The 13,202-nt window shown below is 58.8% G+C and carries 11 protein-coding genes; 9 read left to right on the forward strand and 2 right to left on the reverse strand.

Annotated features, from left to right (window positions below):
- Positions 1-171: 171 nt before the first annotated feature.
- The 5 genes from AC559A_RS03670 (at position 172) to AC559A_RS03690 (ending at position 5,852) form a co-directional block, all read left to right on the forward strand.
- A complete protein-coding gene (locus AC559A_RS03670) occupies positions 172-2,364 on the forward strand; it encodes a hypothetical protein (protein WP_498816305.1) in 2,193 nt (730 codons plus the stop codon).
- 145 nt (positions 2,365-2,509) lie between these two features.
- Entirely contained in the window at positions 2,510-3,358 is an 849-nt protein-coding gene (gene dinD / locus AC559A_RS03675; RefSeq protein WP_498816306.1) for a DNA damage-inducible protein D, read from the forward strand.
- Positions 3,359-3,427: 69 nt separating this feature from the next.
- Complete coding sequence (locus AC559A_RS03680) at positions 3,428-3,601, forward strand: hypothetical protein (RefSeq protein ID WP_498816308.1); 174 nt, start codon at positions 3,428-3,430, stop codon at positions 3,599-3,601.
- A 94-nt stretch (positions 3,602-3,695) separates the two neighbouring features.
- On the forward strand, positions 3,696-4,310 hold the full coding sequence (locus AC559A_RS03685; RefSeq protein ID WP_028572634.1) for a LysE family translocator: 615 nt from the start codon (positions 3,696-3,698) through the stop codon (positions 4,308-4,310).
- Positions 4,311-4,445: 135 nt separating this feature from the next.
- A complete protein-coding gene (locus tag AC559A_RS03690; protein WP_498816309.1) occupies positions 4,446-5,852 on the forward strand; it encodes a heterodisulfide reductase-related iron-sulfur binding cluster in 1,407 nt (468 codons plus the stop codon).
- A gap of 41 nt (positions 5,853-5,893) precedes the next feature.
- Here AC559A_RS03690 and AC559A_RS03695 read toward each other — a convergent pair whose 3' ends face one another.
- Together AC559A_RS03695 and AC559A_RS03700 are read right to left on the reverse strand one after the other, a co-directional pair.
- On the reverse strand, positions 5,894-8,098 hold the full coding sequence (locus AC559A_RS03695) for a sigma 54-interacting transcriptional regulator (protein WP_498816311.1): 2,205 nt from the start codon (positions 8,096-8,098) through the stop codon (positions 5,894-5,896).
- A complete protein-coding gene (locus tag AC559A_RS03700) occupies positions 8,095-9,051 on the reverse strand; it encodes a substrate-binding domain-containing protein (RefSeq protein ID WP_498816313.1) in 957 nt (318 codons plus the stop codon). The genes AC559A_RS03695 and AC559A_RS03700 overlap by 4 nt, the downstream gene beginning before the upstream one ends.
- A gap of 336 nt (positions 9,052-9,387) precedes the next feature.
- Here AC559A_RS03700 and ispG point away from each other — a divergent pair, with 336 nt between their 5' ends.
- From ispG to hepT, 4 genes are read left to right on the forward strand one after another with little or no spacing between them, the layout of a single operon-like run.
- A complete protein-coding gene (ispG, locus tag AC559A_RS03705) occupies positions 9,388-10,509 on the forward strand; it encodes a flavodoxin-dependent (E)-4-hydroxy-3-methylbut-2-enyl-diphosphate synthase (RefSeq protein WP_498816536.1) in 1,122 nt (373 codons plus the stop codon).
- Positions 10,510-10,523: 14 nt separating this feature from the next.
- The gene (locus AC559A_RS03710; protein ID WP_498816315.1) at positions 10,524-12,257 is read left to right on the forward strand and encodes a proline--tRNA ligase; all 1,734 of its coding nucleotides are present in this window, start codon (positions 10,524-10,526) and stop codon (positions 12,255-12,257) included.
- 41 nt (positions 12,258-12,298) lie between these two features.
- Complete coding sequence (locus tag AC559A_RS03715; protein WP_498816316.1) at positions 12,299-12,733, forward strand: nucleotidyltransferase family protein; 435 nt, start codon at positions 12,299-12,301, stop codon at positions 12,731-12,733.
- Positions 12,720-13,202, forward strand: a complete 483-nt coding sequence (gene hepT / locus AC559A_RS03720) for a type VII toxin-antitoxin system HepT family RNase toxin (protein WP_498816317.1) — start codon at positions 12,720-12,722, stop codon at positions 13,200-13,202. The genes AC559A_RS03715 and hepT overlap by 14 nt, the downstream gene beginning before the upstream one ends.

Below are 13,202 nucleotides of genomic sequence, written 5' to 3' on the forward strand. Positions count from 1 at the left end.
ACGAGATGACATTCATCACTGTGATCTACCTGATCGGAGCACCCATCAGGGAACTACTCGTTCCATAGCATTTCCACGTCCAACGTCGAAGAACCGTCTTGATCTGCATCCCGTTTCCTCCTTCCTGCTTGATGAGCCTCGAACACTTTTCAAGTCAGGAATAGGTACGGGATGCATTTTTTCAAGTCCCTGCAAAAGGTGCAACAATCCGGGCTGTCATGGCGCCTGCAGCCGCGAGACTTTTGGGGTCTCGCTCGCAAGCGCCACGCCAGCCCTCGACTATGTGCTCAAATAGAAAAATCATCGCAAAGCCAAACCCATAAATTCTGCGGAAGAGCCCTATATGTAGATGCCTTGCCGGGCGGCGCTATTTTGCAGGCCGTTCTTTCAAGCAACACTACCTTTTTACTTGGTCGCAAGGGTACCGGGAAAAGTACAGTTTTTGCTAAAGCTCAATCAGAATTGAGAAAACGCAAAGACGTCATAACAATTTATATCGATGTAAAGTCGATTTATGATGTTCTCGAAGCGGTTAACATCCCTGAAGAAGAGTTGGACAAAATCGGCATATCAAACACAGCATATAGGTCCCATATGTTGCGTAAAATTATGCTCGGAAAAATAATTGCTGAACTTCTAAAAGAAATCGGAGAATCTTGTGATAAGCTAACACTTCTTGAACGATGGAGAGGGCTTAAAAAACAGTATGACGAATTAAAAAGTTCACTTTCTGAAATTGGGGTCCGTGTAAAAAAGGCCAGACTGGAAAAGCACGAAATACCAGTGCTTCAAAAAATCACTAATCAGTTGAGAATTAAGCAACAGCAGGAATCATCAAGTGCTACCTCTGTTGGCGTAAAAGCTGGTGTAAAAATATCGCCCGATCAATTGGAGTTAAATGCTGAAACATCAGGTTCTTTATCAGACTTTGATAAAACTCTAGATGATAGTGATATCTATAACGAATATTCAGATGTCGTACTAAAATCATTCCCGTTTAGTGAGATTTTAGATGAAATAAAAACTTTAATTTCAGAATCAGGATTATTAAGGTTGGTTGCATTTTTTGATGATTTTTCTGAGATAGGGTTGGTCGATCAAAGGCTTTTTGTTGATGTTGTACTGTCACCGTTAAACAACTCAAGTAATGAAACGATCAAGTTGAAGGTGGCAGGTTATCCAGGTCGCGTCTATTACGGAAAAATTGATCCAAGCAAGACGGATACCATCAGTCTAGACTTTTCAGAATTATATGAGACTACTGAAGTTCAGGAAATGGAGCGGGCAGCTTCTGAATATGCACATAGGTTACTTTCAACAAGATTTTCTGTATTTGGAGAATCATTAGGTAGCTACTTTGATATTACATCATCTGTTTCTATCGAAGACCACATGACAATGATATTTAAATCATCATTTAACGTTCCAAGAATAATGGGGCACATTCTTCATATTTGTTTTCTTGATAAAATTTCAAGGGGAGACAAAATTACAGTTTCATCAATTAGATTAGCCTCTAGAAAGTATTATGAAAATACAATATCTAAATATTTTGATAGGCTCAATCGTTATGCATTAGAGCCTTTTGAGAACAAACTAGATCGACACAATCAGCAACAACTTCTAAAATGTATTATTGACGAAGCCAGGAGTGTAAGGAAAAGAATAATTGATAAAGAAGTTGGTGGAAAGTATTTCGAAGCACTTGGTGGAAATCCTCAGACCAGTCATTTCATCGTAAATCCTGATTTAGTGTATATATTATCTTCCTTAGAATCAAACTTTTTCTTGTCAAGATATAAATCAACGCGTGATAAAGAAGGGAGAGACGTAATTGTTTACGCTCTTTTTCTTGGATTGTGCGAAAGTGAAAGGATGAACTGGGGATATCCTGAAGGCCGTGAATATAGAAACTATTTTGTTCAGCGCTGCTTTGAATATACAAGAGCAATTCATTTATACCTTTCGCAAAATCAAACAATAAAATGTGGCCTGTGTGGATTTTGCCACCCTATAGAAAAAAAAGAAAGTATTGAGCTTTTTAAGTGGCGATGCCCAGAATGCATGGAGGGCACATGTACAATTATCAACCTGTCAGATGACTTCAAAGAAGAAGTCGAAAAATTAAATAAAGACATTATGTTGGATCCAGTAGAGTTGGATATCGTCACGACGCTTAACGAAGAAAAAAGAAAAATGAGAGCTGGGGAAATATCCGCACTTATTGATACAACGCATCAGATGGTAGGAAAAAGGACAAGTAAGCTGCAAGAAATGGGGCTTATAAAAAAAGAAAGAGATCCAGAAGATGGAAAAATGCGTAGCGAGATAACAGAAAGATGCGAAGAAACCTATTTCGATTAAAAATGCATTAAACAACTGCATGCACTCAGACCGGTGTTACGCTGCGGCTCCACACCGGCTGGTGATGCTGGCGTCGCTCCTGAAAAAGTAGGCGGGCGGGAGATTTCGGGGTTGAAGGCGTATGAGTGACAAAGGAGGGCGGCGAATGAAAAATGACCTGATCCACGCCATGACCGAGAGTTTCGAGGGGCACGCCCAAGAGACGGATACCTGCGTGGAGTACTGGCTGGCCCGTGACCTGCAACACCTCTTGGGCTACGGCAAATGGGACAATTTCCAGAGCGTGATCTCCAAGGCCAAGACCGCCTGCGAGATATCTGGTCATGCCATCGGGGACCATTTTGCCGACGTCGGGAAAATGGTCGATCTGGGTTCAGGTAGTCGACGCGAGATCAGCGACGTAATGCTCACCCGCTACGCCTGCTACCTCGTCGCCCAGAACGGCGACCCGAGGAAGCCGGAAATTGCCTTTGCCCAGACCTACTTCGCCATACAGACCCGCAAAGCCGAGTTGATCGAGCAGCGGCTGCTGGAGGCGGAACGGGTACAGGCCCGCCGCAAACTGTCGGACACTGAAAAGGATCTCTCTCAGGTCATCTTCGAGCAGACCGGGGGCAACCAGGACTTCGCCCTGATCCGCAGCAAGGGCGACACCGCACTGTTCGGCAAAAACACCAAGGCGATGAAGGCGCAATGGCGGGTACCGGACAACCGTCCCCTGGCCGACTTCGCGCCCACCATTATCCTCAAGGCCAAGGACTTTGCCACCGAAATCACCATCCACAACGCCCGCGCGCACCAAATGATCAACGAGCCCGCCATTTCCCACGAACACGTTACCAACAACGAGGCCGTGCGCCAGACTCTGCTCAGCCGCGGCATCCGCCCGGAAAGCCTGCCGCCTGCCGAGGACGTGAAAAAGGTGGAGCGCCGACTGGCCTCGGCGGAAAAGAAGACCCTGCAAAACCCGGACAGGCTGCCTGGCGATGAGTGAACAAGAGAATCAGAAAAAGATAGAGCTGGTGCTTGGCTTGCGGTTTCCTGAGTTTCGAGATGCAGGGGGGTGGCAGGAAAGAGCTTTATCGAGTGTTGCCCGCATTACCCATCGGCCGAAGCCGAGCCGGAAATCGACCTGGCCGCCGTTCACGCGCAACTGACCGACATCGACAAGCGCATTGCCCAAGCCGCCGAGACCCATAACCGGTACCTGAGGGAGCTTGGCTTGCCGCCTTTGTAGAGGGCATCATCAAGGCGTGGCGCCGGACAACATTTTTGCTACCTCCAAGGTTCCCGGTAATCCAGGTCGGTAGACCTCAAGGACACTACTTCGCATGTTCACCACTGAATTCCTCATCACATCGCTGATCGTCATCCTCATCCCCGGAACCGGCGTCGTATTCACGGTCTCCACGGGGCTTGCGCACGGGGGCCGGGCCGCTTTCTTCGCCTCGGTGGGTTGTACCCTGGGCATCGTGCCTCACCTGCTGGCAACCGTGTTCGGCCTGGCCGCGGTCATGCATACCAGTGCGTTGGCGTTCCAGGTGCTCAAGTACGCCGGAGTCGCCTACCTGCTGTACCTTGCCGTGGCCACATGGCGCGACCGATCGGACCTGGCCGCGCAGCCCGTTGGAGCAAAGGGCGGATCGCTGGGCCTGGTCGTCAAGGCGTTTCTCCTGAATATCCTCAACCCCAAGTTGACCATCTTCTTCCTGGCGTTTCTGCCGCAGTTCATCACCGCCGAAGCCGGCGCGCCCCTTTTGCAGTTGTTCGGCCTCAGCGCCGTGTTCATGGCGATGACCTTCGGGGTTTTCGTGGTGTACGGGCTGCTGGCTCATGCGTTTCGCCGCACGGTCATCGAATCGCCGCGCGTCCAGGCCTGGCTGCGTCGTGGCTTCGCGGCGGCGTTCGCCGGGCTTGGAGCGCAGTTGGCGGTGTCCGAGCGGTGAGGTCTAGCCCTCAATAAGCCGCGCGAGCCGAAAGTTTCGGAAGGGAAACACGGGAGGGAGGGTGACGACGGGTGATGCCGATCAGACCGTGGCGATTCTAAACTAATTGTACATACATAGGAAAAAAGTACACTCATGTCCCGGGACGTACCGGAAAAGCTGATCCAGAACGTCATCACGGCCTGCGGCTCCTGTGAGGATTGTCGGCATTTCATCGAGGACGCCTGCTTGTTTCTGCCGGAACTGTTTCGTCTGCACGACCGCAAGCGCGAGCAGGGAGGAGGCATCACCGCTGCCGAGGCGCGGCGTCTGGCTGATTTGTGCAACCTTTGCGGGCTGTGTCCCTGCGTGGATATCCGGCGGGAGATCATGGCGGCCAAGGCTGCGTATGGCCAGCGGGACGGGCTGCCCTTCGGAACGCGGATGCTGCAGGACGTGGGTCGGATCGGGAAGCTGTGCGGCGCGTTTCCACGCTTGAGCGGCCTGGCGACCTCCCTTCCGGCGACCTCGGCCCTGATCAAGCGCGCCTTGGATATTCACCCGGATCGGCCCCTGCCCGCCGTGCCTCGGGAGAATTTCGACGCCTGGGTCCGCCGTCGACAGGTCCCTCCAAAACACAAACCGGGCCACGCCGTGCGCAAGGCGGTCTACTTTCCGGGCTGCACGGCCCGCTATCTGTTCCCGGAGGTGGCCCGGGCCGCGGTGGAGGTTCTGGAAGGCTGCGGCGTGGAAGTGCTTTCGGCCGTGAACGACCCGGACGGGGCGTGCTGCGGCATGCCCCCGCTGTTGGAAGGAGACCGGGACATGGCCCTGGGGCTGGTCTCGCGCAATCTGCGCTGGATGGCCGAGCATGTGGCCGCTGGATTCGATCTGGTCTGCTCCTGCCCGACCTGCGGCTATTTTTTCAAGCAGCTCCTGCGCGAAGGAGCCTACTACTCGGACGCCTATCAGGACAAAGCGGGCGGTGACGGGCAATCGCTGCGCATCCCCGTGGGTATGGGTGTCAGCGGTCCCCGGGAGGGGAACATGGTGGTTCTGCGCCGGGCCACCTACGGATCGATTCTCCAGGACAAGGGCCAATTTTCGAGTCTCGATCCGCTCCAGCGCATCGCGGTGGGCGAGCACGCCTTTGATCTTGGAGAATATCTGGCGTCCCTGTACGGAGAGGGCCGCTTTCCGGCGATGACCCGGGCCGTCTCCAGGCGGGCGGTCTACTACCCGCCCTGCCACCTTCGGGAACAGAAGATCGGGTATCCTTTTCTGGAACTGCTGCGCAACGTGCCCGGACTCGACGTCGCCCCGCTCACCGGAACCCTGAACTGCTGCGGCATGGCCGGAATCATGGGCTACAAAAAGCCGTTCCACCAGCCCAGCCTGCAACTGGGCGCGCCGCTGATGGACAAAATCCGGGCCCACCGGCCCGAAGCCATCCTCACCGAATGCCTGAGCTGCCGCCTGCAATTCCAACACATGGACGACATCCCGGTCAGCCATCCGGTGGAGGTGCTGCGGGATTCGCTCCTCGACGCCGATCCGGGTTAACCGACCTGGTTCACCGGCCTAGTTCACCGGCTCCGTCAAGGTTACGCCCCTTCCGGAACGGTAATCCCCAGCCTTTTCATCTTGGCGTAGAGCGTACTGCGGCCGATGGCCAGGCGTTGGGCGGCCAGCTTTTTGTTCCAGGAGCAGGATTCCAGGGCTTGCAGGATGATCGCCCGCTCCTGTTCCTCCAGCGTGGGCGCGGCGCTTTGGAACGGCTCCGGGCCGGCCTTGAGCCGGGTCGGCAATTCCTCCGGGGTGATGACCCTGGACTTGGCCAGAACCGTGGCCTGCTCCACCACGTTTTCCAGTTCCCGGACATTGCCCGGCCAGGGATAGTCCAGCAGCAGACGCATGGCCCTGGGGCTGATCTCGGTGATCTCCTTGTGCTGCTCCGCGCTGAAACGGCGCAGGAAATGAGCGGCCAGCAGGGCCACGTCGTTGCCGCGTTCCCGCAGGGGCGGAAGCTGAATGGGGATCACGTCCAAGCGGTAATAGAGATCCTCCCGAAACCGCCCGGCCTTGACCTCCTCCAGCAAATTCTTGTTCGTGGCCGCGACAATGCGCACGTCCACGGTCACGGTCCGGTCCCCGCCGACCCGTTCGAAGCGTTGCGTCTGGAGTACGCGCAGCAGCTTGACCTGGGCCGAGGCGCTGATTTCGCCGACCTCGTCCAGAAACACGGTCCCGCCGTCGGCCTGCTCGAACCGCCCCGGACGCTGCTTCAGGGCCCCGGTGAACGCGCCTCGTTCATGGCCGAACAGCTCGCTTTCCAGCAGAGTGGCCGGATAGGCCGAACAGTTGATGACCACGAAGGGCTTGTCCCGGCGCGGACTGAGGTCGTGGATCGCCCTGGCCACCAACTCCTTGCCCGTGCCGGACTCTCCCTGGATCAGGACCGTGGCGTCCGTGGCCGCCACGTCCTCGATCAGCCGGAAAATCAGGGTCAACTTGGGGTCGCGGCCGATGATGCCCATGAATCCGGCCCGTGCGTCCTGCCGAACCTGGAATTTCTCCGCCTCCACTTCCTGTTGCGCGGCACGGCGCAAGGTTCCCGCGGCCTGGGACAGGACAAGGCTGACCAATTCCAGGTCCCGGGGCCTGCAGGCGCACTTCTTCACGCAGCCCACGATCATCGCCCCGCACAGGCTGTCCTCGTGATGCAGGGGCAGAATGGACTGGCCCGGAAGCCTTGCCTGGGCCTCGGAAATCATCGGCGGTCGGAACACCGGAGTCTCGGGCTGGTGGATCGGTTCCATGCCCTGAAGCAGGGCCACGGCCGCCGCGGCGGCCTCCGGGTCCGTCACCTTGCGCGCTTCCTCCGTGGTAAGCATGAAGAACATCTCCCTGTCCGGGCTGAAGACCAGGACGTTGGCTTCCTTGCAGTGGAGAATCTCCTGTGTCCGCCGGATCAGATACCCCGCGACCTCCGGCAGGGAAGCCAGGGCCGAGACGTTCCGTACGATCTCGCAGGAAGCCCGGAGTTGACTTTGGGCCTGTTCCAGCTTGGCCGCCTGATCCTCCAAACGCCGGGTGTATTCGTCGATCCGGCTGGTCATGGTGTTGAAGGCCTCGGCCAGGACCGCGATTTCCTTTTGCCCTTTGATGGGCAGCGGCGGCTGACTCCGGCCCGGCGCATACGCCTGGGCCGCCTGGACCAAGGCCAGCAAGGGCCGGGTCATCCGGTTCAGGAACAACATCCCCCCGGCCAGGGCCGGCACAAGGGTCAGCAAGGCCAGGATGCCGATGGACGCCCAGAGATCACGCACCTCGCCGCGCAGATGCTCCTCGGAAACGCCCAAGCGCAATATCCCGGCATGACCGTCGAAGATGGGCAGGGCCATGTCCAGATGCCGTCGCCCGGTTTCGGAGACGATGCGTTGCAGGGCCGTTTCCTCTCCGGAAAGCTGCTCCGGGAGGTTGAAGGCCAGGAGATCCTCGGGAACTTCCGAACCAAAGGTCGAGGCCAATACCCGGCCTTCGCGGACGACGAACAGGTAGGTCAGGGAAGGGTGGGCGACGCGATGGCGTTCCAGCATGTTGCGCAGGCTGACCAGGTCGTTGACCAGGACCAGGTCGGCCGCTTCCGCGGCCAAGGCGCGGCCCACGTTTTCGGCCTGGGCGGCCAGGGTCTGCTCCAGGCTCTGAGCGTAGCGGTGCGAAGCCAGCAAGGCCACCAACAGCGTGCTCAACGCCATGAGTCCGGTCACGGCGACCAACAGCGTTCCCTTGAGGGAGCGGGGCTTCATGGGTTTTCCGGCTCCCGTGCCGTGCGCACCGTGTCATGCAGTTCCTGGATGGATGCGTACCAGGCGTCATCGGCGCGGACGAACCGTTCGATGAGCAGTTCATCCAAAATGACCGCGCCTTCGGGGTCCTGGTGCATGGTCAGGAGCAGTTCCCGGATGCGCCGGGCCAGGTCTTCGGACATGGACTTGGCCACCACCACGGGGGGAATGCCGAAGGGCTCGGAACGCTTGATGATCCGGGTTTGGGACGTGTGGACGGGGTTTTTCCGGGCGTAGTAGTCCCAGATCAGGTTATCCACCGCGGCGCCGTCCACCAGCCTCTGGGCCACGGCCTGGATGGAATTGTCATGGCTGTAGGTATAGATCACGTCCCGAAAAAACGTCTCCGGCCGTTCGCTCATCAGGGCCAGCCAATACGTCGGGACCAGCCGACCGGTATTGGAGTCCGGGTCCGTAAAGGCGAAGGTCTTGCCGCGCAGGTCCTCCAGGGACTGAAACGGGCTGTCCCGGTTGACGATCAGGTAGGAATAGTAATGGTGGTCCCCCTGGACGATCGGGGTGGCCAGGAGGTCGAACCCGTGCTCGTCCCGGCCCAGGGCGTAAGGGCCGGAGCAAATAAAGGCCAGGTCCAGTTCCTGAAGTCCCAGAAGCTCGTTCACCTCGGCGTAGGTTTTGCGCTGGACGAACTCCAGCTCCATGTCCAGCTTCGTGCTGATGTAGGCCAGGAGTTGGAGGTAGATTTCATGGGTCTCCTTGGGCGAGATCATGGCCCCCACGGCCATGCGCAATACCGGACGATCCGGCGGCTGATCCGGCGGGGAAGCAACGGTCACGGTCTTGGTGAAGTCCACGGACCGGACATCCTCGCCGCGCTCGCAGCCGAGGACCAGGATAAACGCCACAAGGAGCAGGCAGTATCGCATCATAAAGTCAAGCCGTGGTTTGTTGAGCATGGACTTCTCCCGGACAACGCCCAAGGGACATCAAGGTTCACCTTTCATGAGGTTGCGAAGGCAAGCAAACATGCCTGGAAATGTCAACACCCGCCTCAGGCGTTGGAACGACAGCCTATTTTGAAAATAATATCGATTTCGATAGCGATTTCGATTTCGATTGGTGCTCTTCACCGATTGGCAACCGGTGCCTGAACAGGCGTCTCAGGGTGGCAGTCAAAGATGAAGAGCGGAGGTTTACCTCCGGGCGAACTCCGCGTAGATAAACGGTTTTCGCCAAGCATGACGGTACACTGGTCGGACAGCAACCGACAATCCAGGGAGTTTCCCCCCACGATGACCTCCTCGCCCTCTGATCTCACCCCCCGCCGTCGTTCCACCCGGACCATCTCTCTGGGCAAAGTGGCCATGGGCGGCGCGCATCCGGTCCGGGTCCAGAGCATGACCAACACGGACACCCGGAACGCGGAAGCGACCTTGGCCCAGGTCGCCCGGCTGGCCGAGGCCGGGTGCGAGTTCGTGCGTCTGGCCGTGCCGGACGAGACGTCCGCCGCGGTTTTGCCGCAAATCCAGGCCGCCGCCCCGGTGCCGCTGATCGCGGACATCCACTTCGACCACCGTCTGGCCCTGAGGGCCTTGGAAGCCGGGCTGCAGGGGCTGCGCATCAACCCCGGGAACATCGGCGCCAAGGCCAACGTGGACCGGGTGGTGGACGCGGCCAAGGCTCACGGAGCCTGCATCCGGATCGGCGTCAACGGCGGCTCCCTGGAAAAGGAGCTGCTGCGCCAATACGGCGGGGCCACGCCCGAGGCCATGGTTGCCAGCGCCCTGGGCCACGCGGCCCTGCTGGAGCAGCGCGGCTTCGACAATTTCAAGATCTCCCTGAAATCCTCCTCTGTCCCCCGGACCGTGGCCGCTTATCGCCTTCTGGCTGAAAAGCTGGACTGCCCGCTGCACATCGGGATCACCGAGGCCGGAACCCTGCTCCGGGGCGCGGTGAAATCCGGCGTCGGCCTGGGCATCCTGCTCTGGGAAGGCCTGGGCGACACCCTGCGGGTCTCCCTGACCGCGGACCCGGTCCTGGAAGTCCGCGCGGCCTGGGAAATCCTGCGCAGCCTGGGCCTGCGCCAGCGCGGTCCGGAAATCATCTCCTGCCCCACCTGCGGCCGGACCGAAATCGACCTCCAGGACCTGGCCGAAGAGGTGGAACGCCGCCTGGACGGCGTGACCGAGGTCTTCACCGTGGCCGTCATGGGCTGCGTGGTCAACGGACCCGGCGAAGCCAGGGAGGCGGACATCGGCCTAGCTGGCGGCCGGGATTGCGGCCTGATCTTCCGCCGCGGCGAAATCCTGCGCAAGGTCCGCGGCCGGGACGAACTGCTGCCGGAATTCCTGCGCGAGCTGGATGCGTTTTTGGCGGAGCGGAGGGCGACTCGAACCCTGAATCCTGAACCTTGAAAAGGAATCTCATCATGCGTTGGAACAACTACTACCTGCCGACCCTGAAGGAACACCCGGCCGAGGCCGAGGTGGTCAGTCATCGTTTGTTGATGCGCGCGGGCATGATCCGCAAGCTGACCTCCGGGATCTACACCTACCTGCCCCTGGGGCTGCGCTGCCTGGACAAGGTGGCCCGGATCGTGCGCGAGGAGATGAACCGGGCCGGGGCACTGGAGGTGTTCATGCCCATGGTCCAGCCGGCGGACCTCTGGAAGGAGTCGGGACGCTGGGTTGTGTACGGCAAGGAGTTGCTGCGCATTCAGGACCGGCATGGCCGGGACTACTGCCTGGGGCCGACCCATGAAGAGGTCATCACGGATCTGATTCGCGGGGAAATTCGCTCCTATCGGCAGTTGCCCGTGAACCTGTACCAGATCCAGACCAAGTACCGGGACGAGATCCGACCCCGGTTCGGGCTGATGCGTGGACGGGAATTCATCATGAAGGACGCCTATTCCTTTGACCGGGACGACGCGGGCGCGGACAAGAGCTACCGGGCCATGTACGAGGCCTACATGCGCATCTTCACCCGCTTCGGAATGACCTTCCGGGCCGTGGAGGCGGACTCCGGGGCCATCGGCGGGAGCTTTTCCCACGAATTCATGGTCCTGGCCAACACCGGGGAGGACACCATCGCCGTGTGCACGGCCTGCGAGTTTGCCGCGAACCTGGAAAAGGCCGAGGCCGTGGTCCGGGGCGAAGGCGATGACGGGGAATGCCCGCCTACGGAACCGGTTTCCACGCCGGGCAAGCACACCGTGGAGGAGGTCACGGCGTTTCTGGGGGTCGGCCCCCAGGCCATTCTGAAGACCCTGCTTTACGAGGCCGACGGCCGCCCCGTGGCCGCCCTGGTGCGCGGGGACCGGGAGCTGAACGAAATCAAGTTGAAGAACGTCCTGAACGCCAATGAACTGAACCTGGCCACGCCGGAGCAGGTCCAGGCCTGGACCGGTGCGCCGGTGGGCTTTGCCGGGCCGGTGGATCTGCATGTGGACGCCATCTGGGCGGACCGGGAAGTGGGCTTGCGTCGGGACTGGATCGTCGGGGCCAACAAGGCCGACGCGCACTTGCGGCATGTGGACCTGACCCGGGACGCCGCCATTGCCGGGTACGTGGATCTGCGCCAGGTCACGGCCCAGGACCCCTGCCCGCGCTGCGGCGCGGCCCTGGAACTGCCCAAGGGCATCGAAGTGGGCCACGTGTTCAAGCTGGGCACCAAGTACAGCGAGGCCATGGGCGCGCGGTACCTGGACGAGAACGGCAAGGAACAGCTGATCATCATGGGTTGCTACGGCATCGGCGTCAGCCGGATCATGGCCGCCTGCCTGGAGCAGAACCACGACGACAACGGCGCCCTGTTCCCGCCGCCCATCGCGCCCTTTCAAATCGAGCTGATCCTCCTGGGCGGCAAGAACCCGGAACTGGTGCAACAGGCCGGAGACCTGCATGACCGCCTGGAGGCCCTGGGCTTCGAGGTGCTTCTGGACGACCGGGATGAACGGCCCGGTGTAAAATTCAAGGACGCCGACCTCATCGGCATCCCCGGCCAGCTCATCCTGGGCGAAAAAGGCGCGGCCCGGGGCGTCCTGGAAGCCAAGAACCGCAAGACCGGAGAACGCACCGAACTGGCTCTGGACGACCTGGATAATCAGGTCCGGTTGTGGTGGCGGGGGATTCTTGAAGATTGGGGGCTGGACCTCGAATAAATCATTCCGTCCTGGAATGGGCGGCAATTGGAGTGACGACCATGCTTACAGAAGCCTTGTCCGCACTGGCCGAGCGTTACGGTGTGAACGCGGTCTATTTTTTCGGCAGCCGTGCCAAGGAAATGGCCTTCAGGTTGCGAGGCGGGCAAGCCGTGGTCGAGCATCCGGGATCCGACGTGGATGTGGGCGTGACCTTTCGAGGCGGCGCACATCCGGATTTGCGGGGCATGATTCGCTTGGGCATGGCCCTGGAGGATATTCTGGACGTGGATCGGGTCGACGTGGTGGATGTTTGGCGTTGTGATCCGTTCCTGGCCGTGGAGATCATTCAGGGGGAACGGGTCTATTGCCGGGACGAGGACCAGGAGGCGGAGACGGAACTCTATGTTTTGGCTCGGGCCGGTGATCTGCTGCCGTTTCAAAGGGAGCGCATCCAACAAGTACTTCACCCGGAGGCTGGCCATGTCGCCGGATAAGATGCGCTCCTCCGTCGTGCTCTCCCGTGTTGAGTGGGTCCGAAGGATGCTCTCCCGGATTCGGGAATTGCCGCTGCAATCCAGGGAGCTATTTTTCCAAGATCCTCGCAATGCCGCGGCCGCGGAATCCAATCTGCGCCGGGCTCTGGAGGCGCTGTTCGATCTTGGGCGGCACATCACGGCCAAAACCTTTGCCCAACCCAGCCTGGAATACAAACAGATCGCGGTCATCTTGGGAGAGCGAGGCGTTCTTTCAGTGCCGCATCGCGACCTGCTCCGCATCCTGGCCGGTTACAGAAACAGGCTGACGCATTTTTACAGTGAAATCGACGACGAGGAGCTGTTTCGGATTTGTCGGGATCATATTGACGACGTGGAGCTGCTCTTGGACGCCTTGTTGCAATGGATTCACGCCAACCCTGACAGGCTGGATCAGCCGATTCCAAATGCGCTGCAGCGAGACATCTGA

The sequence above is a fragment of the Desulfonatronum zhilinae genome, assembly GCF_900182865.1.
Taxonomy (GTDB): Bacteria; Desulfobacterota; Desulfovibrionia; order Desulfovibrionales; family Desulfonatronaceae; genus Desulfonatronum; species Desulfonatronum lacustre.